Source organism: Alicyclobacillus kakegawensis NBRC 103104 (assembly GCF_001552655.1).
Classification (GTDB): domain Bacteria; phylum Bacillota; class Bacilli; order Alicyclobacillales; family Alicyclobacillaceae; genus Alicyclobacillus_G; species Alicyclobacillus_G kakegawensis.
Window position 1 is genome coordinate 66,679 of record NZ_BCRP01000011.1, and the last position, 24,800, is coordinate 91,478.

The following is a 24,800-nucleotide window of genomic DNA, read 5'->3' on the forward strand; positions in this document are numbered from 1 at the left end:
AATAATTCAGGCGTGGAAACACTACATCCAGACAAAGGGACGGCTGGCTTCATCGCCGCGACCGTCCGTCCCCGAGTTCGATGGCGGGTCTTAGGCAGGCGTCAATCGGACTTCGCGCGCACTCTCCCTGTCCAACACGAAGGTCACGTCCCGGTGCAGCTGCAGGATGCTCGCCGGAACGTCGGTGCGCACCTCGCCATGGATGGCGCGGGCCACGATGTGCGCCTTCTCGGGGCCAAACGCGAGCAAGACGATTTGGCGTGCCTGCAGGATGGCCTGCACGCCCATGGTGATGGCCTGTCGCGGCACTTCGGATTCGTCCTTGAAGAAGCGGGCGTTGCTGCGGATGGTCTGTTCGCTGAGTTGGACAACGTGCGTGCGCGAGACCAACAGGTCGTCCGGTTCATTGAAGCCGATGTGACCGTTGACGCCGATACCGAGGATCTGCAGATCAATGGGGTACTGGCGGAGCAAGGCGTCGTACGCCTCGCACTCGGCATCCAGGTTGTCGGCGTTGCCGTTGGGGATGTGAATCTGGCTCTCCGGCACCCGGATGTGGGCAAACAGGTGCCTGCGCATGAAATCGTGGTAGCTCTGCGGATGGTCCGCAGGCAGCCCTATGTATTCGTCCAGGTTGATGGTGACCACATTCTGCAAATCCAGCCCGCAACGATGCAGGCGAATGAGTTCCCGGTACAAAGGAATGACGGTGCTGCCGGTGGCCAGGCCGAGCACCGGCCTGGCCGTGTCCAGAACCACCCGCTCAATCAACGAAGCCGCGTACAAGCCGGCCTGGTCCGGTGTGTCAAAGACGCGGATTTTCATCTCTCCCACTCCTCCGTCCATCTGTCTCTCCATACGTCTCTTGCCTTTGGATGCCCCTCTTACGTTTCCAGGGACCGCACGGCCGCGACGATCTCCGCGTAATTCGGGTGCAGCCCGTCGTACACGTGGACGACCTTGCCGTCAGGGCCCACCAGGTAAAACTCGGTGGAGTGAGTGTACTGGTTGCTCTTGGGGATGCTCTCAACCACCGCCTTGAATCCGTCGCGGGCGAAACGGGTGATGCTCCGGCTTGAATAACCGGTCAGAAAGTGCCAATTCGTCAAATTCGCGTGATATTCCTCCGCATAGGCGCGCAGGCGCTGGGGCGTGTCATGGGACGGATCGACCGTGAAGGACACAAGCTGCGCGTCCACACCCGCCTGCCTGAGACGCCGCTGCAGCTTCGCCATGTGGGCGGTGGTCAAAGGACAGACGCTCGTGCAATTCGTAAACATGAAATCGGCCATCCACACCTTCCCGCGCAGGTCGGACAGGCTGAAGGGCTTGCCCTGTTCATCCGTATCGCGGAAATGGGGCACCGGCCAATTCAGATTCACCTGGCTGGAGTCCGATTTACCCGCCTGCATGGAGGTGGCGCCTTGGGCAGACCCGCACCCCGCCGCCAAGCCAGAACACAACAGGACGGCCGCCCACGCCCAAATGCGGCGGCGCCACGGCTGTCGTCCATACCGACTGACCACACCCGACACCTCCCAGGGACCAGGTTCTCCGACGGTGCCTTGTGCGTGCTTGCGATAGTCCCCAATGGTTGATCTCACCGTCACTATACTATAGGGATGTGCGAAAATTAAGCCATGCCTGTTCACAGATCCCGCTTTGGCTTGCTTTGTGTAACAATGTTATGTTACACTCCACGCGGAGAGGGGTGATTATGAAAGCCGGTCAGCATGGCTATGCGGACGAAGCCCTGATTTCAAAGAAAGAACTGGAGACCGGCGTCTCGTACGGGCAGCTGTACCGCCGGAAGCGAAAAACCTGACCCCGGAGGCGTGGTTCATTCGCCGCTCCACCTTCACAGCACAGGAAATGTTCTCCACTCTTCGGGAAATTCTGGCGCGATGGGGCCGCCTTCGCGTGAGTTGCTGAAACGAAACATTGTTACGAAAGAAGCCTCGACTGCTTGAAAGCCCTGTTCATATTCAGTTCATAAATATGGGTTATTGTTCCCATATGTTCAGCCTACAGGAGGAGTTGCAATGAACAGCGTACACACAAGAGAACCGGCGACGCACAGCCGGGATTGGGCCGTTGAAGCGCGTGGGCTCGTGAAGACCTTTGGCGACAACCGGGCGGTTGACGGCGTTGACCTGAACGTGCGGGCCGGTACCATCTATGGTGTGCTGGGCCCGAACGGGGCAGGCAAGACCACCACCATCCGCATGCTGGCGACCTTGCTGCGGCCAGATGCAGGTTCGGCGCGCATCTTCGGGCACGACGTGGTGAAGGAGTCGCATATTGTCCGCCAATTGATAGGCGTGACAGGTCAGTACGCGTCGGTCGACGAGACGCTGAGCGCCTGGGAGAACCTCATCATCTTCTCCCGCTTGCTCGGGCTGGGGCGCCAAGAGGCGCGGCGCAAGGCGTCCGAGTTATTGGAGGAATTCGGATTGGCGGAGGCCGCCAAACGCCCGTTGAAGAATTTTTCCGGCGGCATGCGGCGACGGCTGGACCTGGCGGCCAGCCTCATCGCGCAGCCACCGCTCATCTTTTTGGACGAGCCGACGACCGGATTGGACCCGCGCACGCGAGCGCAGATGTGGGATACCATCCGTCGCTTGGTCCAGACGGGATCGACCGTGCTGTTGACGACACAGTATCTGGATGAGGCCGATCAACTGGCTGACCGCATCGCGGTCATCGACCATGGCCGGGTCATCGCCGAAGGCACCGTGGATGAGTTGAAGGCTTCGGTCGGAAGCTCCTCCCTGCAACTGCGGATTCAGAATCCAGGGGACATCGAAGTGGCTCGGCAAGCCGTGGAACGGGTGCTCAAGGTGCAGTCCATCGTCTCGCCGGAGGCCGGGAAAATCACGGCGCCGATGACCAACGCCGATCTCGTTGCCGACCTGCTCATCACGCTGCGCGAAGCGGGAATCCGCCTGACCGAGATGAGCGTGCAAAAACCGACCCTTGACGAAGTCTTTCTGACCATCACCGGACACGGGGTGGAAGAAGACGCGTCCGACGAGGCCAAGCAAGAGGAGGCGATGTGAACATGAGCAGTCTGCCAATCACGCCCGTATCCGAGCTGCAACTGAAAAACCACGCGAGCCTGCGCCAATCGGTGCGCAACTCGTTCACGATGGCGTATCGAGGTCTGCTGAAAATCCGGCGCACACCGGAACAATTGTTCGACGTCACGTTCCAGCCCATCATCTTCACCCTGATGTTTACTTACATCTTCGGCGGCGCCATCTCCGGGAACGTGCACAGCTATCTGCCTCTCATCATCCCCGGCATCCTGGTGCAGACTGTGATCACGACCTCCATCGTGACCGGCGTCCAGTTGCGGGAGGATATGGACAAGGGAGTATTTGACCGATTCAAGTCGTTGCCCATCGCGCGGATTGCCCCATTGGCGGGTGCCCTATTGGCCGACACCGTTCGGTACACCGTCGCGACTGTGCTCACCTTCGTGATGGGCTACATCATGGGCTATCGACCCCACGGAGGATTCGGCGATGTCGTCATCGCCGGGGTGCTGGTGATTGCGTGTTCCTGGGCGGTGAGCTGGATATTCGCCTTCTTCGGCGTGATTGCCCGTACGGCTTCCAGCGTACAGGGCATCGCAATGCTGATCTTATTCCCGCTCACCTTTGTTTCCAATGCGTATGTGCCGGTCAAAACCATGCCAAACTGGCTTCAGTGGGTTGCCAAAGTCAATCCCATCTCGCACCTGATCTCGGCTGTCCGAAACCTGACAAACGACGGAACGATTGGCGGCGATTTCGGCATTTCTCTCATCGGCGCCGCCATCATCGTGGCCATCTTCGCGCCGCTCACCGTCCGCGCGTACATGCGCCGGACCTAACCTTGAACAGCTCAGGACGGGGATAGGAGGGCCTAGAGGAACTCGGGATGCACGGCAGCAAGTCAAGCATAGATGCACAGAAGAACGATGACCGCGGCCAACAGCCCGACACCTGAAGCTGCTGATCCTGCAGTAAAACCCTCTCGGGCTTTCCCCCCTGGTCTCCGGCCAGAGTCAACTGCATGTAGTAAAACACCCCGTACGCGACCAACGGCACGGTGACAATCAACGCGTGCCCGTGACCGGAGGAGAAGGTGAACATGGAGTAAGTGAGAGCTTTGGCCTCTCAACGCGAATTCTTACACCCAAGTTTGGCGCAACATCCGTCAAAATCCTCGCCCGTGGAAGGCTTACCCATTTCAAGCGACCGAACCCCGGACGGTCAGTTCGCGGGAGAACACCTCATAAGGAGAGAAGTGCACAGTATCGCCGGATCGGTCACGCCACACAATAGGGCTTACCCACTTTATTGCACAGCGGAGCGCTGCTTGCATGTTCGCCAGACGTTCGACGCATTCCGCCAGGACGTCTGCACTGGTGCCTAACGTCCCGAACACCGAATCTCCCGAGTCCGCGGGAATACCGGCATATGTTGCAATAGATGTTTAGGTTCCTAGCCACTCTATCTCCCCGCTGCAAACCGGTGACCCTCGGACCGATGACGCCCCCTAGACAGCTTATTCCCTAAGCTTCTCTTGTCGCCCTTGCTCTTTTTTAGAATTCATGGCGCTGACGCGCAAGCCGTCAAAGCGGACGGGCTCTTCTTCCAGGTGCTCGATATGAATGATTCTGGTCTCACCAGCTATGAGATCGAAGTAATTGTCACTGCACAACACCATCGGTTGGCTAAACTCCAGCTTAACCATGCGAGCGTGATTCGTCGTGGTGATGGTTACGATTCCTTTCTCCGGATCCACTCGCCAAGTTATGTGCGTTTCCGGCAACCTGAGTTCCTTGTGAGCCCGGAAATAATAGAAATTCTCATAGGCTTGCCCTGTCGCCGATCCGATTCTCAATGCAACAAAATCCTCAGGTCCCCCTTGGAGCAGTTCTTCTCGATTGAAATGCCCCACGCAGACCGATTCATTGCAGACGTCACGGACTGGAATGCGGCGCGACCAACGGACGGTTCCATGGAAATCGACGACGTCCACTTGGATTTCATCTGTGTACGGGTCACGTCCGTCGTGGACCACCCAGAAAGACACCTCGCCGTAGGGTTCAAATCTTGCCATCAATAAGACAGGATGATAGAAGCGCTTCGCGTAATAGTAAGCTGCCTTGGGTAGGAGATGATAGTCTATGATAGACCAGCTGGTTCCCGGCCAGCAGTCGTTCAACTGCCAAATGAGAGCCCCGCTGGTCTGGAACTTGCGACGCCGGTAATGTTCCACACCGAATTTCAACCCTTCGGCCTGGGTCAACATGGAAAAATCCATATATTCATCCAAGGTGAACGGAAGACCCGTATATCCTTCCATCATACGAAGGCCTTTCTCCGGGTGACTGTCCTTGTTTCGATAAGCCAACTCCGGACTTTCCCAGTACAGCTGCCCTTTGGGAATCCACCGTTCCAGGGTGTACCGGTTGGCCACCGCGTGGATGCCGAATTCACTCACGAAACGCGCTTCATCGTGACCATAATGCCTAAAGGACACTCCTTCCACACTGTAGTCAACCCGGTCCGGCTCCCCGAAACGGCGCGGATACGTCTGGCCGTGCCACACCTGCCAGTTGTGCCGGTCTCCTTCCTCCGCGGAATTGTGATCATTCCCTCCATACGGAGAACTGGGCCAGTAAAAGTGGTCTGGATCCAGCTCCGCCAGGATGTCCGGAATCAGTTGATGATAGATCCGTTCCCCGTAGAATGGCGTCGTAATCTCGCCGCTGGATCGACCACGTTCGTAAATCCAGTCGTTCTCATTGTTGCCGCACCACAGCGCCAAGCAGGGATGATTGCGTAGACGGAGCACCGTGTGGCGGATTTCAGCTGCCACGCTCTCCATGAACTCACGGTTAAAATCCGGATACAAAGCGCAGGCAAACATAAAGTCCTGCCAAACAAGGATACCCTGGCGGTTGCACTCTTGGTAGAACACGTCTTTCTCGTAGATTCCTCCACCCCACACGCGCAGCATATTCATGCCAGCCTCTCTGGCCAGCCGCACCAGGTGTTGATAGCGCGTATCCGGCGATGATGCAAAGAAGCTGTCGACAGGGATCCAGTTAGCACCTTTCGCAAATACGGGTACCCCGTTCAGGATGAAAGTGAATACAGGTTGACCTTGCTCGTTCTTCTGGCGAACCTCCAAGAGCCGGATCCCTACCTCGCACTCGGAGTGATCAACAGCTTCTCCCTCCACCAACAATTCTGTTACAAGCTTATACAGGTTGGGCGTGCCCATATCGTGGGTCCACCATAGCTTTGGATTCTCCACATGGACGGTGAATTCAACCTGCTGGGAACAGACTACTTGCTCTTGAGCCATTACACAGGTCCCTGCCTGTTCTAATTTGATGGAGGCTCTCAGTCTTGGCGAGAGCGCAGTCAAGTCGTCTGAACCCCCATACCTTCCTAATACATCCACATCCACGGTGATCAACAGTGTCGCACGTGTCTCCGTGGCCGACAACGTCCGAACAGCAACCGATTGGATTTTCGCCAGACGTCTTTTCTCAATATGCACGTCCTTCCATATGCCGGTAGTGACGAGCCTCGGTCCCCAATCCCATCCGAAGTTCATCTGCGCCTTTCGGGTCCAAATTCGCTCGCCACTGAAAGCAGACCAATAGCCAAGATTCTTATCACGTAATCGCTCCGCAATTGGGTCGAATTTTATGGCTATCACATTGCGGCCCATAACTAGCTCGTGTGTCACATCAAGTGTGAGACCGACAAACATGTTGTCAGAGGAAGCAAGTTCCAACCCGTTCAGATATACGGTCGCGAACGTGTCGAGACCCTCGAAAATCAACTCTACTCGTTCGTCCGTGCCAAGGCTCTCTTCCCAATAGAATTCTGTGCGATACCACCAAACTTTTTCCTCGACCCATCGACACCGTTGGTCATTGTAACCAAAGAATGGGTGCTCAATTACCTGATGACGAATCAGCGTGGAGTGAACGTCTCCCGGAACGTCGACATTCAGCCAGCCACGGTCGTCGTAATCCGGATTTGCCACCTTCACATCATTGCTGGCCCCCGGGTCGAACCAGTTCATCTTCCAATTCTCGTTGATCTTCATTCGCCGTTTTTTCACTCCAAATGAGCATTGTCACTATCAATTAGAATCACGATAAACACGATAGAATGTCTTTAAGACTGGCCGTGGCACACGCCATCGACGTATCAGCGACCCCGTAATACATGGTTACCTCATCATCCTGCACAATCACACCACACGAGAACACAACATTGCCAAAGAATCCGTCCACCTCGTAAGGCGCTTCCGGTTCAAGAATAGGATGCTCGGATCTGGCAAGCACTTTCCAAGGCTCCTCCAGGTCAAGCAAGATTGCACCCATGCAGTATCGATTGCGTTTGGACGCTCCGTGGTACAGCTCCAACCACCCCTCTTTTGTCTTAATTGGTACCGCCCCAGCCCCGATTCTTCCGTCATCCCATTTCCCTTCCCGTAAACCAAACAGGAGTCGATGATTTCCCCAACTAAAGAGATTGTCGGATTCGGCGATCCAAACCTCCGGAAGGCCAATGCTCTTGCCTATAGGTCGATGCAGTATGTAATATTTTCCCTGTATTTTCTCCGGTAAAATCACCACATCCTTGTTTTCTGGAGGCAGAATCAACCCCTGGCGTTGCACATTCACAAAGTCCTTTGTTATTGCCAGACCAACCCCAACACCAGCAGGCGAAACCGCACTATACGTGATGTAGTAAGTATCGCCAATTTGTGTGACACGGGGATCCTCAATGCCAAATGTCTCGAACGGTGTATTTGGAAACAAGAAGGGATTGGGATCCACAGTAAAATGCCGACCATCTCTGCTTCTAGCAATACGCAAATAGGAAAAGGAAGTTAAATAGCGAAACGTGCCAGGAGAATCCGACTTCAACCGGATCGCGCGTGTATCCGAGAACTCATACGTACCATCGGTTCGATCGATAACTTTGATTTGCAGTTTATTGGTTTCAGTATCGAAAATCGGAATCCGCGTATCACCGCCTTCCCATCCCACAGGGCGCTCCGCCACGCGAAGCAATAGAATAATTTCCCCTTGGTACCAAGCAGTGCCTGCATTAAACACTCCAATGACCTCAAAATCCGGTCGATGTGGCTGTACTTGGGCTGGCGTCAGCATGGGATTGCCACTACAACGTTTAAAAACGCTAGATGTCAACTCTATCCCTCCAAAAAGTTGCCTGCGGTACGTAGATTGTTGATGACAGTTGCTTTAGCCCTTAACAGCTCCTGCCGTCAACCCTTTCACGAAAAATTTTTGCAAGAACATGAACACCACCAGGACCGGAATAATGATCATGACAATCGCAGCAAACAACAAAGGCCAGTCGTAGGTGTACTGTCCCTGGAAATGCACCAGGCCAGTCGGCAATGTCATCATGTTTGGATCCGTCATGAATACTGTTGCATACAGAAACTCTGACCAGTCGGACATAAAGCTGAATATCGTCACTGTTGCTATCGCTGGCAACGCCAGTGGCATCATTACGTTCCAGAAGGTACGCATCATACCGCACCCGTCCATCTTGGCTGAATCTTCCAACTCATTAGGGATTGTCATAAAATAGTTTCGAAACACAAATATGCTAAAAGGCGTTTGCATCGCGATATATGGAAACACCAAAGCCAGATAGTTATTTAGCAGATTCAGGTGTTGTAAGAAAATGTACAGGGGGATAACAGTGACTTGGGAAGGAATGATCATCCCACTGAGCACAATCCCAAACAAGATGCCTCTCCCCCAAAATCGAATCCTCCCAAATGCGTATCCAGCCAAAGCTGTTACAACAACCGTAAGGAATGTAGAAATTGCCGTGATAACTACGCTGTTGATGAAGTAGTGACCCATTCCCGCCATTGACCAGGCGCGCTCATAGTTGGCAAAGTGAAACTGATTGGGAATAAGCGCGAACCCTCGCATTGCGGTTGCTGGTGTTCGCAGAGAGTTACTGAATACATATAGAAATGGAAAAACCTGAACCACAAACAATACAACCGCAATCAAGTACAGAACACCGCGACGTTTTGCGCGGAGGCTTACTCCCCCTTGCACCATTTACCTCACTCCGCATCCGTTCGACTAAACCACATTTGAAGTCCCGACCAAATCAGAACAATGATCAAAAGAACCACAGACATAGCGCTGGCATACCCAAATTTCATGAACTGGAATCCCTGTTGAAATAGATCCAAGACTATCACCGTCGACTTCTCAAACGGACCTCCCCCTGTCATCACGTACACCAAATCGAAAGCCTTGAACGAACCAATGATGGTTGTAACGATGACCACGATGCTGACGGGTCTCAACAACGGCCAAGTGATGCGAAAAAATGTCGTGAACGCTGATGCTCCATCCACCCGCGCCGCCTCAATGATATCGTTAGAAATGGTTTGAAGCCCGGCAAGAAACAGCATCATGTTGTAGCCCCACCATTGCCAAATGTTTACGAATATCACGCAGTACAGGGCTGTTTTGGGATTTGCTAACCACTGCAACGCTAGGGAATTCAGACCCAAGAAACGAAGCAACGTGTTGAGCAATCCGTTGCTGGGATCAAAAATGCCCTGCCAAGCAAGTCCGATGGCCACCGTTGGGATTAAACTAGGAAGAAAATAACTGGTACGAAAAATGGATTGTCCTCTCAGAGACTGATTCATCAACACTGCCCCCAATAAGGAGGCAGTGTAAATGAAGATCAAACTGAGGGCCGCATAAACGATGGTGTTAGCGATAGCCCTAAGGAATGTCGAATCATGGAGTAGGGCCAAGTAGTTCCCTAAGCCAATCCAATGTTTGCTTCCCATGATGTCCCATTGCAAAAAGCTGTACTGGATGACCCGCAACATTGGATAGATTGTAAAGAGCGCCAGAATGACCAGAGCGGGCAGCACAAATCCATAGCCCACCAAGGTGGTTTTTAGTTTGCCGCGTACAGAATTCATTACTGCGCCCCCTGTTCTGTCGGACATATACCTAATTCATGAATTGTTTCCTTGCAGGGCCGCGTTTGCCTGTTCTGTAGCGGCTTTCAGTGCAGCCTTGGGTGAGACTTGTCCGACCAGGGCTTCCGACAGTTCTTTGTACAAGATATTACGAGTCTGATCCTCATTGGCGATAGCATTGTAAGGTCCATAAGACAGTGTGTTCTTCAACAATTTGGCAAACTGCTGGGCATGCGTATCGGTCAGGGTCTGATCTGAATTAGCATCCGCAACCGGAGACAATTGCTGCGTTGATTTCACATATTGCTTAGCCTGCTCCACCTGTGTGATGTAGTTCAAAAAGTCAATCGCTTGTGCGGCATGGGGTGCCTTAGCTGGTACCACAAGGGTCACTGCGGCCCCTCCATACAGTTGACCCTTGGGGTTGTCGGTTGGGGCAGGCCACTTGATAAGCCCATAATGGAGGTTCGGGGCCTTGGAAGCCAAGTCTCCAACTTCCCAAGATCCTTCGTCAAACATAAATGCCGCCTGTCCATTCATGAAATCCTGGTTTGCCTGATCCCAAGTTTGTGACAGAGGACTGGGCATAAATACTCCGGCCTTATACAAATCAGCCAAAAAAGTCAACGCTTGGACACTCGCCGGCGAAGTGAAGTCAAACTTTCCGTCTTTCATTTGAAAGACATCGGTCCCCTCCATTCCTGCCAAACCCGACCATGCATCCAGCAAAGGCCACCCGTCTTTCACCCCGAACACCACACCGTAGCGGCCGTTGCCGGTCAACTTTTTGGCATCTGAAAGCAATTCGCTCTCGGTCGTAGGTGGCTTTAGACCAGCCTGCTTGAGCATGGCCTCGTTATATGCAATCAAGCGGGTGTTCATTTGAAACGGGATGCCATAGATTTTTCCGTTGTAAGTTGAGAATTTCCACGACGATGGAATGAATCGGTCTTTCATGTCATACTTGTTGACTGCCGAATCCAGGTCCTTTAGTTCACCGTCCTTGGCGGCCTGGTCTAAAAATCCTGCTTCAGTCACCCACATAATGTCCGGTGGATTATTGCTCTGCAAGGCGAGCGGATACTTTTGTTTCCATTCTTCCCCCATCATAACCCATTTAATTTTTACGTTTGGATGAGCGTGCTCGTAAGATTTGATTGCATGAGTAAAGAACGGAACCTCTTCTTGTCCACCTCCCCAGAAGGTTAAAGTGATCGACCGGGACCCTTGACTTGTCGAATTGCTGCTACTCGAAGAAGTTCCGCAGCCGGCGAGTAACCCTGTGACGACAATGGCAGCTCCAACAACTGACAGCGATTTCATTTCGTCAACTCCTCCCCCTATTCACATAGAATCTATTCCTTGAAATAGCAGACAGCCAGAACAGATTGACTTCTCGCTGTCACGCTATCCAGGCTGCTGTGGAGTAATCAATCGTTGAGGATTATAGACATTTTGGAGAACTAACGTCGCAGCGCCCACAGCTACCGCATCCATTCCGAAATGGGTAACTTGAATCTGGATGCCGGAGTGAGGGATAAGGCGCTGTACTTCATTGATGACCCCGTTGGCTACGAAGTCATTCGCTAGCATCAACCGACCACCAAGAAGAACAGAGCCTGGATCAAACGCTTCGACGAGATTTGTAATAGCGAGTCCGAGAAACTGAATGGCGCGATTGATCACAGAATGTTCTGGTTCTATACCAGCAGAAGCTCGCTGGAGTATCTCCAGAAAAGGCTCGTCAATGGCCGAGGGTCTAACCTTACTCAGGGCCGTTCGAATCGCCTGCATCGAAGCAACAGCATTCACGCAGCCGCGTCGCCCGCAAGAACAGAGGGGACCATCGAAATCTACAATCATGTGGCTGAATTCACCAGCACGCGACTTGGTGCCTCTGTAAATCATTCCATTAACAATGATACCTGCACCAGGACCGGAATCAGCCAAGATGAACAAGACATTCTCGGTATTGAGTTGTCCAAACCAAGCCTCGGCTAACGCTGCAGAATTTGCGTCGTTCTCCAGCCACGCAGTTTTGTTAAACCGTTCACCGACGAAGGAAACAATGTCAATTTCATGCCATTCTCGGGGCATATCCTCAAGTACAAGCAACTTTCCTGCAGCGGGATCGAGCGGTCCAGGCGCCGCAATACCCAATCCCAAGATGGACTCTGAAGAAATTTTGTTCTCTTCAATGAAGTCTTCAAGTAAATCCACCAATCCTCCGGGTCCCTTTACGTCACACAAACGAAGCTCACGGCGAAGGACCGGTACGGCCAGAAGATTCGTATGAATAAAGGTCACTGTGTTGCGTCCCAGTTCGATTCCAATCGCTCCTGGTCCACACGGATTGATCTCCACCAACTCAGGCGGTCTCCCTCCGCGGGAATCACCCATTCCGGCTGACCGAACCCATCCCAGGTTCATTAGATTTTCCACAATTTGAGAAATGGTCGGAAAGGCGATCTTAAGCATTTGCTGGAGTTCAGCCCGGGATACAGGTCCATGTAACCGGATGGCATCCAGCACCCGGCGCTCATTTAACTGCCTCAGTAGCGGTGGTGCTCCAATCACTCCAGACACTCACCTAACTTATTTAAGTTTACTAAGTAACCGAGGTCAGAATACTACTCACCTCGTTAACCTGTCAAGTGCTCGTGAGCCCTGTAAATCGTGAAGAGCGAGAAAAATACCCGCCCTGTGCGGCTAGGGAGAACGTCAAATTCAATTGAAGTGTGCGTGTAATTCAACGCGTTTCCAAGAGCTGGTCGCGGCTCAGATCGTTTCGGATTCTCTCTAGCGGGTACCGCCGGTACAATCGGCATACTATCCGGAATTTTACAATCGGATCAACAGATTGTATCGGTACCCACACAGTTCACCAAACCCAAAGGAACGCGGTTCGTTGAAACGCCGGCTCTCTAGTTCAAACTTCACATAATGCCGGTACCCCAGTCATGAGTTGTGGCTCACCCAGCACGTGCGAAAACCATTCCATACAGCCCCCGCCGGATGCCCATCGCGGAGAAGATAAACTCCCCCAGCTCCCCATACCTACTTCACTGTCACCCGCGTCGGTTCCATCACGTGCGTCCCGCGCGCGGTCACATGGTACATCACCTGCCAAGGGCCGGCAGCAGGGAAATGATAGACGGCCGAGTACACCCCGTCGCCGGTCCGCTTGGCGGTCAAGAAGTGATGCTTGAATGCGGGCGCACCTTGCTGCCAAAGCTCAAACTCGACCATATCCGCGTCATTGACCGGCTGTCCGTTCTGCGTCACGCGTACGGAGATGGTCACCGGTTGGCCGTGGCTGATACCGTCTGGCCCGTCCAGATGCAGTTTGACCTCGGGCAGCGATTGCATCTGCGAAATGTGCGCCTTGGCCTGCGCCTCGTTCACGTGGTTGGTGGCTTGACCGCAGCCGGTGGCCAGCCCAAGGGCAGCCGCGCCGACAGCCGTCAGGACGACCCGCAAATCGCCTCGCATGCCTGGTTATACCCCCCACTTCTCACGCTGTATCAACCCGTTCACGTCGCTCGCCACCTCGTCCACATTCAGGTTGGCCGTGTTGTACGTCTTGCGAATGTTCCCATCTTCGTCTACGAGGACAGTCTTGATAGTGTGAGAGACGTAGACGCTGCCTGGAATCAGCTTCCGTTCCACCCCCCACGCTTTCAATATACGTTTTGTATGCTCGGGATCCGTCCGCACAAAGTACCAGCCGTGGTAGTTCGGGTTGAAGTGGCTGGACCAGACGCGAATGTCGTGCAGGGAATCGCTTTCAGGATCCAGGTCGATGGCCACAATGTCGACCTTGCTCGCAAACACGCCCTCGGCCTCTAGCTTCGTTTGAATCTGTTGCATGCGATGGGCGGTCAGCGGACAGACGTCAGGGCAGTGGGTGTAAAACCAAGTGACAAGACGGATCTTCCCATCCAAGGAAGAAAAGCGAATGTTGCGCCCATCGACGTTGATCGCGGTAAAATCGGACGCCTGCCCTTCAATCGGCAGGGTGCCGCCGGCGGCCCGGACCATATAGACCAGGCCGCCGGCGATAGCCACCACCAATACAGTCACGATGCCGATAAACGCCATGTTCCACCAACGTGTCCGTATGCGCATGGACAACGCCCCCTCCGCGTGTCCTCCGAATGACACGCGCAGTGTCGGGTCAGGGGTCAGAGCCGGCGCTTGCGCAAGCCGACGGCCGAAAGAAACAGACTCACGACGCCGATGATGAGCGCGGCCAGCGAAACCGGCGCCAGCCAGGACGGACCGGTCGAGTCCTGCGCCGGAGTGGCGGACGCGCCGGGCGTCGTCGATTCCTGCGCCCCGCCTGATGCGGTCGCCGTGCTGGTGGACCCTGCCGCCTGCTTGCGGATGATGGTCAGCGAATGCGGGGTGTCGCTGCCCGGCTTGCCAGTCCACTCGACAATCGTTCCGTCCTTGTAATACTGGTACGCGTTCCAGGCGATGCTGGTGTCATGAGACGGGTTTTGCGCAATGAACGGAAACTCCAGGAACTGCCCCGGTTGGATGCCCCCTCCCGTCGCAGTCCAAGTGGCTGTCGTGACCTCACCGGAAGCGTTCTTCTGCTCGCTGAACTTCCATCCGGCAACCGGCTCGTACTGCTCGAATTCCACCCCGGATGGAATCTTCAGAACCACTTTGACGGTCGGATCGTTCCGTTCCGTGGGGACGCGCATCGTGTATTTCTCCCACGCCCCGGGGGTCGATGTCTGCGGCCAGACGGTCACGTGCGCGCTGGCCACTCCCGCCCACAGCAACATCGCCGCGGCTCCGGAGAGAGCGCCGGCCGTGGCCCTGCCCAAGCGCCGGCGCGTCCGGCTCCCCTGACCCTTGCCCCTCCAGTATGCCATCTTTCTGACCATTCGGTCATCCCCTTCTCAAAAAGTTTCCGCTCCTCCCCCGACCTCAATCCGCGCTCTGACTGCCGACGACCATTTGAAACTCGGCGTTCTCATCCGTGAACTCCTGTGTCAAGACGTGCACACGGACCCGCCAGTGACCGGCCATCGACAACCAGGCGCCACGGGCCGTGTAGCGTCCGGGATCGCGCTCTTGCAAGCGCACCGTCTCGTCTGGCATCGACATGTCGAGCATCGTGAACGTGACCGTCACCTGCTGGGCGTCGGTGTCGGGCCTGCCGTTGTGCGTCAGCTGGACGACCAGGCGATTGACGCCGAGCACGTTGGGCGTAACCTGCACCCGCGCCTGCACGTCCTTGGCCAGGGCCACCGTCTTGTCGACAGGCCCGGGCGCGGCCATGGCGGTCGGCAGATTGGCCAGGACGGCGGTGACGGCGAGAATACACACGCCAAGGCCCGCCTCCACCCATAGGGTGGGCAAGCGTCTGCGCAGGCCGCCAGCACTGGCCGGCGCCTCTGGGCCTGTGCTGCCGGCCGGTGTGTCACCCGTCTTGGCAGTCGCGCCCGCTGCTGCGGACTGGCCCGCTGACCCAGTATGGCTGCGGCGGACCAGCCAAAAGTGCAGGGCACCCAGGAGCGCCATGATGAACACCAGCACGACCTTTACGAGAAGCGTTTGCCCGTAGCTGGTGCGCCACAGCGCATACCAGGTCGGCACATGCAGCAGTGCCGCGTACAGCCCGGTGCCAGCGAGCACCACCAGACTGGCCCCCGCCCAGGGCCCGAAGCGCCGCAGCGCCGACACCCAGAGCCGGACATCGCCAACAAAGGCCAGGAGCAGCAAGCCTGTGACACCACCGAGCCAAACCGAGGCGGCGAGCATGTGCGCCACGTCCGCGATGACCGGCCAAGCGGGCGCGCTTTCGGCGCCGGCGTGGCCACTGAGCGCCTGGCATAACAGCACCGCCGCCGCCACGGTACAAATGGAAATCTCAAGCATACCCATCCAAACAATGGTAAGGATGTATGTATCCGCGGCCACCGTGGGCGTCTCCTCCGCCCGCTCCCGGTCCCAACGGGTCAGCGCCCGGTCCGCCGGCAGGGAGAAGCACGAAAGCGCCAGCAGCGCCAGGGCGAGGCCGAATTGCCAGGGCCAGATGTGGCCGAACTTGGTGGCCGACAACATCAGGCCAAGGAGACCAGGTGAAAACGCCTGCCCCCATCCGATACCCGCATCCACCCGCGTCTGCAGCGGCAGACTGAGGCCCACGCCAACGAGCAGGGCGCACGCCCCCGCCACGCGCAGCCAGCGCAGGCGCCGGCGCGCCCGCTGCACGCCCGGAAGCCTGGCCAGCACGGCCGTGACGAGCAGGGTTGCGCCCAGACTGACGGCGATGCCCAGGTAGCTGAGTGCGCGGATGACCACCATGTCCGGCCCCGGCAGGTACCCGCTCGTCACCTGCGCCGGTGCGGTTTCCGCCTGTCCCTGTCCCGCGGCGGCGCCGCCCGGTGCGGACGCGGCACCGGCGATGCGAAACGGGATGTCGCCGCTGACCGGATGCCCGTCGGCCGAAATCACGCGCCATTCCACGGTGTACAATCCCGGCGGAAGATGGGGTTGCAGCGTGCACTCCAGCAGGTGGCTGTCCCTGGCGTCGATCCGGGCGTCGTGCTCGTCCACCCGCTGCCCGGTCTGGTTGACCACCCGCATCGCGTCGAACACCGCCTGCACCGACTCGTCAAACCAGATCTGCACCCGCCGGGGTTCCTTGTGGACGACGGCGCCAGCGGACGGATTGGCCCGCACGATGTAGGCATGGGCGGAAACAAATAGCGGTTGCACCCACACCAGCAGCCCCGCCGCCAGCGCCGCGACCAGGGCGCGCCAGCACGTGTTGAACTTGAAGTCGCGCAAGGAATGCTCGGCAAACGGTGGCATCCTGAGCCCCCCATCCGTGCGTTCGCCAGGGATAAGCTGTCCAACTCCAGTATAACGCCCGCCTGTTGGGCCGGAACCGGCACACCTGGCCTGTCTATGACAATCTTGAGACATTCAGCCGGAAAGCCACACCCTAAACCCGCTGCGGCCGCTGTCTTCAGACCGCCGGATGATTATAATGAGAGCGGACGGATTGCATCGGGAATCCTGATCCCCCGTTGCCCAGCATGAAGGCCGACGGGACGGCTGACGGACAGGAGGCGTGATCGTGCTCATGCGGCGTGTATGGACCGGACTGGCGGTGACGCTGACTGCTGCCTTCGCGCTGGCGGGTTGCCAGCCGCTGCAAAAATCCTCCTCTGTGCCCACGACCTTCACGAACCGGTTAGCGGATGAGAAGGCCACTCCCGTGGCCAAGTTTGATGCCACCACCAAGGGCGCGTCGCTCTACGAACGCGTGACCGTGTACGACGCATCGGGCCGCAAGGTTACTCTGGACGCGCACAAGCAGCCGCTGTTGTTTGAGGCGTATTGGTGCCCGCACTGCCAGCGTACCATCGTGCTGTTGCACCAGCACGCGTCCCAACTGCGGAGGCTACCGGTGTTTGTCAGCGTCGGCTTCGCAAAAGGAACCACGCTGGCAGAGGCCAAGCGCATCAACGCGCAGGAGATGCGGGCGTTTGGCATCCAACACGCCAAAGTCTACTATCTGTTGGAAGGCGATCACGGCCAGTACTCGTTCCCCACCCTGGCCTTCGCGCGCGGCGGACAGGTGGAATTGCTCAAGGGCGAGCACACCTTGGCGGTCTGGAAACAGGCGCTGGGCGCCACCAACGGGAACGGCTTGACCACCTGAAGCCACCCGGCCTGCCTCTTCAGGCGTGCGTGCACCACGACCGTTTGCCCCCGCACTCATTCCCCTAGACAAAATATAGTAATTCGTTAATTCAGGCTGCCGCTTTGAAAACCGTCAAGCCTGCGGGACAAAGGGCACCCACGTCCCAGTTTCGGCGCTCTGCCAGGCGGCCTCGGTCAGTCTGGCCACCCTGTAGCCGCACTCGGCAGGCGCGGCGGCCGCAGGGACGCGGCCCAGCACCAGATCGACAAAATTGGCGTCGGGACTGCTTTTGGCCGGCAGTCGGTCCGCGTCCACGCGGTTGAGCGGCTGGTTCAAGCCGGTGGAGACGAACAGCTCGCCGTTGCGGTAAAGCGCACTGCCCCGCGTGCCATGAATCGAGACGTCCTCCCACCAGGCGATGCTGGCGCTGCCGACAATGCTGAAAACGGCCATCGCGCCGCCGGCAAACTGCACGGTGAGGGCGCTGTCGATGTCCACTTCAGTGCCGCGGTTGTCCACCTGGGCCAGCACCGCCTGCGGCTCCATCCCCGTCAGCCACAGCACCACATCCAACAGGTGCGATCCGGAGTCGTTCAGCTGCCCGCCGCAGGAAAGCGCCTTGTTTTGCCGCCAGGTGCCCCGCTGCGACTCGAGCCACGACTGCGCCTGATACGCGGAGACAAACCGGATCTCTCCCAAAGCACCCTCGTCAATCAGCCGCTTCAGGTACAGATACGGCCCTTCCGTGTGACGCTGGTAGCTGACCGCGACGTGCAGCCGCCGCGCCTTCGCCTCGTCAATCAGTCGGCGGGCGTTCTCGCTCCCCGCGACGAACGGCTTTTCCATCAGGACATGCAGCCCGCTGTCCAGACAGGCCATGCCCTGCTCGAAGTGTTGGCTGTGCGGCGTCACGATGACCGCGGCGTCCGCCGTCACCGACGCCAAGGCGTCGCTGAGGGCGGCAAAGCGCGGCACGCCCACGAGTCGGGGCGAAAGCGACTGCGCGCGTTGGAGCGCGGGAGCGGACGGATCGACCAATGCGACAATCTCCGCGTCCGGCACGGCCAACAGGCTGCGGATGTGCGCCTGTCCCATGCCACCGACACCGACCACGAGAAACCGGACTTTCGCCATGCCCATCCATCCTTTCCAGGTAGGTAAGCCGGGGGTTCCCCATCAAACAAAGCATCGGCGCAGGTGGGCGAACGCGGTTTGGATGCCAAGCAGCTCCCGCTCCAGGCTGCCCCAGTAACCAGCGTCCTCCAGCTCGATGCACACACACCCCGAATAGCCGATGCGTTGCAACCGGTAGGCGACGCGCCGCCAGTCCACCTCGCCGGCGCCGGGAATCGTATAGCGCCATGGCCCTTCCGAAAAACGAGGCGGCGGATAAAGCCGCGCGGGCAAAGAGCCGTACAGGTACCGCTGTTCCGGCAGAAGCTCGGTGTCCTTGCCGTGGCAGTGGACGATTCTATCGGCGAACTCCTCAAGCACGCGCAGGTAGTCGATGCCCAGGCGAACGAGATGGGACGGATCGAAACAAAGACCGACGGCTGGAGAGGGGACGCGCGCAAACATGGCGCGCCACACCTCTGGCGTGTACCCGAGCGTTGGGTAGTGGGGAGCGGGCCCGGGCCAGCCCTCAAGCGCGACGCGGACCTGCGCCTGTTCGCAGGCTTGCGCGATGGGCGTGAAGCTATCCACGAAATATTCGAGGGATTCGGGGATGGGCTGCTCAAGTCGCTCCGGCACCAAACACGCGAACAGGGCCCGGCATCCGGCAGCGGCTGCGCGCCGGACTTGTTGACAGACTGACTCGACCGCCTCCCGGCGGGTGTTGGCGTCAGGACTCAGGAGCTTAGGCACCCCTTGCATGTCGACCGTGCCGATGGTCAGGTCGTGACGCCGCACGGCCGCCACCGCCTGTTCGTTCAGTTCCGGAAGGTCGATTGCGGTCAACCCCACACTCTTGAACAGCCTCACAGCTTCATCGATGCCCTGGCGCATCACCTGCGGCGGGATGCGCGCCCCAATCGGTATGGACATGGGTCTTTGCGCCTCGCTTCCTTTAGAAATAGAAATTCCGGCCCTCATAAGTTCGTCCGTCACGCCATCTCTCTCCGGCAACCAAGCGGCATGCCCTCATCGAGCGGCGGTTCATCACCCCTTGGTGGCGCCGCTGAAGTTGAAACCGGCCGACATGTAGCGCTGGCCGAGGATATACAACACCACCGCCGGAATGGTGTAGAGCATGGAAAAGGCGGCCAGCTGCCCATACGCGACAGAACCGTACTGGCCAAAGAACTGAAAGATGGTCACGGACGCCGGCAGCTTCGCCGGGTTCTGGATGAGGATGAACGGGACGAAAAAGTTGCCCCAACTGCCGGCGAAGGTGAAGATGCCGACCGTGAAGATGCCGGGCACCATCAGCGGAGCCACCACCCGGCGCAGACTGGTCAGCGTCGAGGCTCCATCCGTCCACGCGGCCTCTTCCAGTTCCAAAGGCACCGAATCCATAAAATTTTTCATAATCCAGATTGCGTACGGCAGACCGGACGCCGACAGAAACAGCATGGTCCACCACAGCGAGTCGGTCATATGCAGGAAGACGAACAGCTCGTACACCGGCACCATCACGGCCGTGATCGGCAGCGTGGTGGAAAACAGGATGATGTACATGAACGGCCGCTTGTACTTCAACTGGTAGCGGGACAGGGGGTAAGCCGCCAGCCCCGCCACCACCACGACCACGATGGACTGGCCCAGCGACAGCAGGAGGCCGTTCAGAAACGCCTGCTGATTGGCGGGCTGCTGGAGAATTTGCGCAAAGTTCGCCAGCGACCACGACCGCGGGAAGGTGATGGAAAGGGTGGCGTTGGGCTCGAACGATGCGAAGATCATCCACAGCAGCGGGACGAGAAACACAATGCCGATGAGGGCGAGAACGCCGTAGGCGAGCACCTTGTCCAGGGTGAAGCGACTGACGCGCGGCATGCGGCCGCACCTCCTTAGCCACAGCGTGATGCCGAAGCCACACGCCTTACAGATCGATTTTCAGCATGCGCATGTAGAGCAAACTGGCGAGGATGCCGATGACCAACAGGATCAACGAGATCGCCGTGCCGTAGCCGAGCTGGTAGTCGGCAAACGCCTGTTGATACATGTAAATGGGCAACGTCTCAGTCTTGTTCCCCGGCCCACCGCCGGTCAGCGAGTAGATCAGGGTGAACAGTCCCAGCGTCTGCAGGGTGATGAGCACCACGTTGGTTGCAATCGATCCCTTGATGATGGGCAGAGTGACCCGCGCCAGCCGCTGCAGGCGGCCCGCGCCGTCTATCTCGGCCGACTCCAGGATCTCTTTGGGCACGTCGCCCAGCGCCGCTTGATACACCAGCATGGAAAACGCCGTGCCGTGCCAGATGTTGGCCACGACGACGGCGGTCATGGGAAACGTGTACAGCCACGCGACGGGCTTTTGATGCAACCAGCCGAGGACCGTGTTGAGGGTGCCTTGGTCACTGAAAAAGGCGTAGAAGATGAACGCCACCACGATTTCCGGCGTCACCCAGCCAGCCAACACCAGCACGCCCACCACGCTGCGGAACACCCGGTTCCGTTCGTTCATGAGAATGGCCAACAGCAGCCCCAGCACCTGTTGGCCGATAATGGCCGAAAACACCAAGAACGTGATGGTGCGCAGGATGCTGACGCGGAAGGTGGGATCGGAAAACATGGAGGCGAAGTTGCGAAACCCGACAAACGTCACCGCGGAACTGGAGGTGCCGGTCAGGGACAGGTTGGTGAAGGCGAAGTAGAACGTCAGCACAATCGGCACAAAGAAAAATACCAGCAGCAGAATCCAGGACGGCAGCATGAACAACGCCGCCTTCCAACCGTTGCCCGCCCCGCGCGGCGACACGCGCATAAGGCGCCCGCCGCCGACACTGGGCACCGAACTCGGATTGACCGCCATGTGCATCGCCCCCTCACTGGCCGAATCTAGCCGTACGTTGGGCGCCTGGATTGCCCGGGCGCCCGCGCATAAGGCTTGGCGTCACTTGCTTTCGGTATGGCTCTGGCCGACGATGCGGGCCACGTTATTCGCGTACTGCTGCATGGCCGCTTGCGGTGTAGCCGATCCGGTCGCCACCGATTCGACGGCGGTCTGAATCTGGGTGGACACGCTCGGGTACTGCGAATTGGCCGGCCGGAAGTGGGTGAACTTCTCAAACGACGTGGCCACCTTGAAGAACTGCCCAGGGGCATTTTGGTACTTCGGATCGGCCGCGATGTCCTCACGCGGCGACAGGTTGCCCTGATGGACGTCGTACCACTCCATGTTCTGCTTGTTGGTCGCCACCTTGATGAACTCCCAGGCCAAATCTTTGTGGGACGACTTTTTGGCAATCGAGAGCGCCCAGCCGCCGGACATCGAGGTGTACCCCGGCGCCTGGCCGTGTTGGGTTGGCATAGCGGTTAACTGGTACGCCTTGGTGCCGTCGGGCCACGGCGACGGTCCCGACTTGAGCCAGTTGCCCGGCAGCCAGTTGCCGTCCAGCGCGATGCCGATTTTCTGCTGCGGCATCAACTCCTGCGACTCCGTGTTCCCCGCCTGCGCGTTGAGGATCTGCGACAGACTCGGCCCCAGGTTTTGTGAATACACATCGTGAATGAACTTCAGGGAATCGAGAAAGCCCGGACTCTTGACAATCCACTTGTTCGTCTTGGCGTCGTACAGCGTATCCCCCGTGCCGTAGAGCAGCATCTCAAAGGTCTGCATCGTGGTGGCTTCGCCGGTGGCCTTGCCGACTTGTATCCACAGCGGCACCACGCCCGGCACCTTGGCCTTGATGGCCTTGGCCGCCGCCAGGATGTCATTCCAGTTTTTCGGCTGCCAGGGGACCGGCAGCCCCGCCTCCTTGAAGATTTTGACGTTGTAATACAGGCCGCGCGTGTCGGTGCTGAACGGCACTCCGTAGACCGTCCCGTCGTTGGAGGTCGATCCGGACTTCATCGCGCTGCTGAACTTGGACCAGTCACTCCAATGACTGACGTAGCCGTTGAGGGACTGCAAATACCCGGCCGATCCGTCCGCGTTGATGAGGAATGTATCTTCGGTCACCACATCCGGTGCCGTGCTGGCGGATTTCATCATCAGGTCAATCTTGGTGTAGAAGTCGTTTTCCGAAGCCTGTATCGGCTCCAGTTTCACGTTGGCGCCCGGGTGCTGCTTTTCAAACTGCTTGGCCGCCTTCTCCAGCCACTCGGCGTTGTAATACGGCGGCTTGCCGAACTGCTGATAGGCCACTGTGATGGTCTGCTGACCCGAATTTCCGTTGCCGTTGGCAGACGCATTGTCCTTGTTGCCCCCGCCCGAGCCGGATGTCCCACACCCCGCCAGCACGACCCCCGACAGCGCCAGCGTCGACACGACGCTCCAGACAACCCTCGTTTTCTTCATACACACGCCCCCTCTGGTTTTTTTGGACCGTCAGACTCGACCATCCGACAGCGCCTAGGCCCCGCCATCTCGACGCGCGCCGACACGCGCCGACAATTTTGAGTAAGCGTTTACATCAGACATGGACAGACCCCCTTGCTGCGAGTCGGGTTAGGGACAATGCTCTTGGAGCTATATTAATATCAATAATATCTTTTGTATATTCATGTATCAATACCCGCTGAACAAATCTTTTTGAAAATGGGCGCTATGCCCTTGCCGAGACCGCAGAAAATCCTTGCTCGCAAAGCCCTTGATCTCTTACCCGCCAGCAAGGAACTGGAAGAGGAAATTGAATTCGTAGGGAGAAAGTTATATTGTATCAAATATACATGAATGGACAATCAACCCGAACATTTCGCGTGAAGAGGGACTGAGATGAAACCTGAGACTCCCCTGCAACGCCGCGTCTACAACTTCATCCGCGAGCGGATCGACTCGCGCGAACTGCTGCCCGGCCAACAGTTGCCGACCGAACAAGAGTTGAGCGAGTACCTTCAGGTCAGTCGCATCACCGCACACCGGGCGCTGCAGCGCCTGGCGAAAGAGGGATTGATCCAGCGGTTTCCGGGGAAAGGGTCGTTTGTGGCCGAGGCGGCGGCCACCGAGGTGGCGCGACCGACGCCCCACATGGCCGGCGCCGCGCCAGAACATCCAGGAGCCAGTCGTCTCCTTGGCTTCATCTGCCCAGCCGTGTCGGACGATTTTGGACTGGATGTGCTGGCCAGCGCGATTGCCCGCGCTGAGGAACACGGTTGGTCGATGATTGTCAGCTTCACCCATCAATCGCAAGCGGCAGAGGAGGCCGCAATCCAGCGCGCCGTCCGGGCAGGCGTCAAGGGGCTCTTGGTCAATCCGGTGTACGGGGAGTATTACAGCGACCAGCTGTTGTCCCTGCACCTGCGCCAATTCCCGCTGGTATTGGTCGATAAGCGGCTGGACAAGATTCCCATTCCCTACGTGAGCACCGACAACCGGGCCGCCGCCTATGACCTGACGCGGCACCTGATAGACCTCGGGCACCGGAAAATTGGCTTCATCTCTCCGGGGGTGACAGCCACCGCGACCCTGGAAGACCGGTTTGCCGGCTACCTGGCGGCCCTGGAGGACCATCGCATCCCCTATGACCACACGCTCAACCTCTCTTCCCTGCCCACGGGCGGCGGTGTCAACTGCCCGCAAGAGCAAGACGTCTACCAGACCATCCGCCATTATTTGCTGGAACACCGGGAGTTGACAGCGGTGCTGATTACAGAATACGTGTTCGCCGGCATCATCTGTGAACTCTGCCGGGAGCTGCAGAAACAGATCCCGGAAGACCTGTCCGTGGTCTGCTTCGACAGCCCGCGATCCGCTCCGTTTATGAAGTTTACGCATATTGATCAGCAGCAGGCGGAAATTGGCCGTACGGCGGTGGACATGTTGCTGGACCTGATTGAAGGAAAGCAACCGACCGACTCGTCGGTGCAGCTGCCCGGCCAGTTGGTCGTCGGCCACTCCAGCGGGCGTGCACCGGCTGGATTTGCAACCTGACCGAGGCATCCGAGTACGTGGGGCGGGAAGACGCATCCTGGCACCAAGCCCGCGTCGCCACCTTCGCCCAGC

The 24,800-nt window shown here is 57.7% G+C and carries 21 protein-coding genes and 1 pseudogene; 5 read left to right on the forward strand and 17 right to left on the reverse strand.

Annotated features, from left to right (window positions below):
* Positions 1-90 precede the first annotated feature (90 nt).
* Both nagB and AK2_RS10115 read right to left on the reverse strand, forming a co-directional pair.
* Positions 91-825 carry a glucosamine-6-phosphate deaminase gene (nagB, locus tag AK2_RS10110; RefSeq protein WP_067933921.1) on the reverse strand — a complete coding sequence of 245 codons (735 nt, stop codon included), beginning with the start codon at positions 823-825 and terminating at the stop codon, positions 91-93.
* Positions 826-884: 59 nt separating this feature from the next.
* Positions 885-1,526 (reverse strand): SCO family protein, encoded by a 642-nt coding sequence (locus AK2_RS10115; protein ID WP_067933923.1) that lies wholly within the window; start codon positions 1,524-1,526, stop codon positions 885-887.
* Between the two features lie 191 nt (positions 1,527-1,717).
* Here AK2_RS10115 and AK2_RS16895 point away from each other — a divergent pair.
* The 3 genes and pseudogenes from AK2_RS16895 to AK2_RS10125 all read left to right on the forward strand — a co-directional run.
* Positions 1,718-1,920: pseudogene (locus tag AK2_RS16895) on the forward strand (DUF4004 family protein); the annotation flags it as partial.
* A gap of 122 nt (positions 1,921-2,042) precedes the next feature.
* A complete protein-coding gene (locus AK2_RS10120) occupies positions 2,043-3,059 on the forward strand; it encodes an ATP-binding cassette domain-containing protein (RefSeq protein WP_067933926.1) in 1,017 nt (338 codons plus the stop codon).
* Between the two features lie 2 nt (positions 3,060-3,061).
* On the forward strand, positions 3,062-3,877 hold the full coding sequence (locus tag AK2_RS10125; RefSeq protein ID WP_067933928.1) for an ABC transporter permease: 816 nt from the start codon (positions 3,062-3,064) through the stop codon (positions 3,875-3,877).
* A 677-nt stretch (positions 3,878-4,554) separates the two neighbouring features.
* Here AK2_RS10125 and AK2_RS10130 read toward each other — a convergent pair.
* The 10 genes from AK2_RS10130 to AK2_RS10175 all read right to left on the reverse strand — a co-directional run bounded on the left by AK2_RS10130 (position 4,555) and on the right by AK2_RS10175 (position 16,857).
* Positions 4,555-7,122, reverse strand: coding sequence for a beta-mannosidase (locus AK2_RS10130; protein WP_067933930.1), 2,568 nt, complete (start codon positions 7,120-7,122; stop codon positions 4,555-4,557).
* A gap of 46 nt (positions 7,123-7,168) precedes the next feature.
* The gene (locus AK2_RS10135) at positions 7,169-8,197 is read right to left on the reverse strand and encodes a BtaManbiosPhlase (RefSeq protein WP_067933932.1); all 1,029 of its coding nucleotides are present in this window, start codon (positions 8,195-8,197) and stop codon (positions 7,169-7,171) included.
* Between the two features lie 93 nt (positions 8,198-8,290).
* Positions 8,291-9,133 carry a carbohydrate ABC transporter permease gene (locus tag AK2_RS10140; RefSeq protein WP_067933935.1) on the reverse strand — a complete coding sequence of 281 codons (843 nt, stop codon included), beginning with the start codon at positions 9,131-9,133 and terminating at the stop codon, positions 8,291-8,293.
* Positions 9,134-9,138: 5 nt separating this feature from the next.
* Entirely contained in the window at positions 9,139-10,023 is an 885-nt protein-coding gene (locus tag AK2_RS10145; protein ID WP_067933937.1) for a carbohydrate ABC transporter permease, read from the reverse strand.
* Between the two features lie 36 nt (positions 10,024-10,059).
* Entirely contained in the window at positions 10,060-11,346 is a 1,287-nt protein-coding gene (locus tag AK2_RS10150) for an ABC transporter substrate-binding protein (RefSeq protein ID WP_067933939.1), read from the reverse strand.
* Positions 11,347-11,430: 84 nt separating this feature from the next.
* Positions 11,431-12,387: an ROK family protein gene (locus AK2_RS10155; RefSeq protein ID WP_245632862.1), complete on the reverse strand. Its 957-nt coding sequence runs from the start codon at positions 12,385-12,387 to the stop codon at positions 11,431-11,433.
* A gap of 693 nt (positions 12,388-13,080) precedes the next feature.
* A complete protein-coding gene (locus AK2_RS10160; protein WP_067933944.1) occupies positions 13,081-13,515 on the reverse strand; it encodes a FixH family protein in 435 nt (144 codons plus the stop codon).
* Positions 13,516-13,521: 6 nt separating this feature from the next.
* Entirely contained in the window at positions 13,522-14,151 is a 630-nt protein-coding gene (locus AK2_RS10165; RefSeq protein ID WP_067933947.1) for an SCO family protein, read from the reverse strand.
* Between the two features lie 56 nt (positions 14,152-14,207).
* Entirely contained in the window at positions 14,208-14,921 is a 714-nt protein-coding gene (locus tag AK2_RS10170; RefSeq protein ID WP_067933949.1) for a YcnI family copper-binding membrane protein, read from the reverse strand.
* A 43-nt stretch (positions 14,922-14,964) separates the two neighbouring features.
* Entirely contained in the window at positions 14,965-16,857 is a 1,893-nt protein-coding gene (locus tag AK2_RS10175) for a copper resistance CopC/CopD family protein (RefSeq protein ID WP_067933951.1), read from the reverse strand.
* A gap of 268 nt (positions 16,858-17,125) precedes the next feature.
* Here AK2_RS10175 and AK2_RS10180 point away from each other — a divergent pair, with 268 nt between their 5' ends.
* Positions 17,126-17,713 (forward strand): TlpA family protein disulfide reductase, encoded by a 588-nt coding sequence (locus tag AK2_RS10180; RefSeq protein WP_067933953.1) that lies wholly within the window; start codon positions 17,126-17,128, stop codon positions 17,711-17,713.
* Between the two features lie 114 nt (positions 17,714-17,827).
* Here AK2_RS10180 and AK2_RS10185 read toward each other — a convergent pair whose 3' ends face one another.
* The 5 genes from AK2_RS10185 to AK2_RS10205 form a co-directional block, all read right to left on the reverse strand.
* The gene (locus tag AK2_RS10185) at positions 17,828-18,829 is read right to left on the reverse strand and encodes a Gfo/Idh/MocA family protein (protein ID WP_245632858.1); all 1,002 of its coding nucleotides are present in this window, start codon (positions 18,827-18,829) and stop codon (positions 17,828-17,830) included.
* A 42-nt stretch (positions 18,830-18,871) separates the two neighbouring features.
* The gene (locus AK2_RS10190) at positions 18,872-19,741 is read right to left on the reverse strand and encodes a sugar phosphate isomerase/epimerase family protein (protein ID WP_067933958.1); all 870 of its coding nucleotides are present in this window, start codon (positions 19,739-19,741) and stop codon (positions 18,872-18,874) included.
* A gap of 114 nt (positions 19,742-19,855) precedes the next feature.
* Positions 19,856-20,689 carry a carbohydrate ABC transporter permease gene (locus tag AK2_RS10195; protein ID WP_067933960.1) on the reverse strand — a complete coding sequence of 278 codons (834 nt, stop codon included), beginning with the start codon at positions 20,687-20,689 and terminating at the stop codon, positions 19,856-19,858.
* 46 nt (positions 20,690-20,735) lie between these two features.
* Positions 20,736-21,569, reverse strand: coding sequence for a carbohydrate ABC transporter permease (locus AK2_RS10200; protein ID WP_217994687.1), 834 nt, complete (start codon positions 21,567-21,569; stop codon positions 20,736-20,738).
* A 180-nt stretch (positions 21,570-21,749) separates the two neighbouring features.
* Positions 21,750-23,156 (reverse strand): extracellular solute-binding protein, encoded by a 1,407-nt coding sequence (locus AK2_RS10205; RefSeq protein ID WP_083521073.1) that lies wholly within the window; start codon positions 23,154-23,156, stop codon positions 21,750-21,752.
* A 417-nt stretch (positions 23,157-23,573) separates the two neighbouring features.
* Here AK2_RS10205 and AK2_RS10210 point away from each other — a divergent pair, with 417 nt between their 5' ends.
* Positions 23,574-24,728: a GntR family transcriptional regulator gene (locus AK2_RS10210; RefSeq protein ID WP_067933963.1), complete on the forward strand. Its 1,155-nt coding sequence runs from the start codon at positions 23,574-23,576 to the stop codon at positions 24,726-24,728.
* Positions 24,729-24,800 lie beyond the last annotated feature (72 nt).

What these genes read in the sequence shown, in the direction of transcription:
- AK2_RS10210 (WP_067933963.1), top strand. Translation starts at nt 23,574, where the DNA reads ATGAAACCTGAGACTCCCCTGCAACGCCGCGTCTACAACTTCATCCGC.
- AK2_RS10160 (WP_067933944.1), bottom strand. Translation starts at nt 13,515, where the DNA reads ATGCGAGGCGATTTGCGGGTCGTCCTGACGGCTGTCGGCGCGGCTGCC.
- AK2_RS10200 (WP_217994687.1), bottom strand. Translation starts at nt 21,569, where the DNA reads ATGCTGCCGTCCTGGATTCTGCTGCTGGTATTTTTCTTTGTGCCGATT.
- AK2_RS10125 (WP_067933928.1), top strand. Translation starts at nt 3,062, where the DNA reads ATGAGCAGTCTGCCAATCACGCCCGTATCCGAGCTGCAACTGAAAAAC.
- AK2_RS10130 (WP_067933930.1), bottom strand. Translation starts at nt 7,122, where the DNA reads ATGAAGATCAACGAGAATTGGAAGATGAACTGGTTCGACCCGGGGGCC.
- AK2_RS10165 (WP_067933947.1), bottom strand. Translation starts at nt 14,151, where the DNA reads ATGCGCATACGGACACGTTGGTGGAACATGGCGTTTATCGGCATCGTG.
- AK2_RS10140 (WP_067933935.1), bottom strand. Translation starts at nt 9,133, where the DNA reads ATGGTGCAAGGGGGAGTAAGCCTCCGCGCAAAACGTCGCGGTGTTCTG.
- AK2_RS10195 (WP_067933960.1), bottom strand. Translation starts at nt 20,689, where the DNA reads ATGCCGCGCGTCAGTCGCTTCACCCTGGACAAGGTGCTCGCCTACGGC.
- AK2_RS10190 (WP_067933958.1), bottom strand. Translation starts at nt 19,741, where the DNA reads ATGTCCATACCGATTGGGGCGCGCATCCCGCCGCAGGTGATGCGCCAG.
- AK2_RS10120 (WP_067933926.1), top strand. Translation starts at nt 2,043, where the DNA reads ATGAACAGCGTACACACAAGAGAACCGGCGACGCACAGCCGGGATTGG.
- AK2_RS10185 (WP_245632858.1), bottom strand. Translation starts at nt 18,829, where the DNA reads ATGGCGAAAGTCCGGTTTCTCGTGGTCGGTGTCGGTGGCATGGGACAG.
- AK2_RS10170 (WP_067933949.1), bottom strand. Translation starts at nt 14,921, where the DNA reads ATGGTCAGAAAGATGGCATACTGGAGGGGCAAGGGTCAGGGGAGCCGG.
- AK2_RS10150 (WP_067933939.1), bottom strand. Translation starts at nt 11,346, where the DNA reads ATGAAATCGCTGTCAGTTGTTGGAGCTGCCATTGTCGTCACAGGGTTA.
- AK2_RS10145 (WP_067933937.1), bottom strand. Translation starts at nt 10,023, where the DNA reads ATGAATTCTGTACGCGGCAAACTAAAAACCACCTTGGTGGGCTATGGA.
- AK2_RS10135 (WP_067933932.1), bottom strand. Translation starts at nt 8,197, where the DNA reads ATGCTGACGCCAGCCCAAGTACAGCCACATCGACCGGATTTTGAGGTC.
- AK2_RS10205 (WP_083521073.1), bottom strand. Translation starts at nt 23,156, where the DNA reads ATGAAGAAAACGAGGGTTGTCTGGAGCGTCGTGTCGACGCTGGCGCTG.
- nagB (WP_067933921.1), bottom strand. Translation starts at nt 825, where the DNA reads ATGAAAATCCGCGTCTTTGACACACCGGACCAGGCCGGCTTGTACGCG.
- AK2_RS10175 (WP_067933951.1), bottom strand. Translation starts at nt 16,857, where the DNA reads ATGCCACCGTTTGCCGAGCATTCCTTGCGCGACTTCAAGTTCAACACG.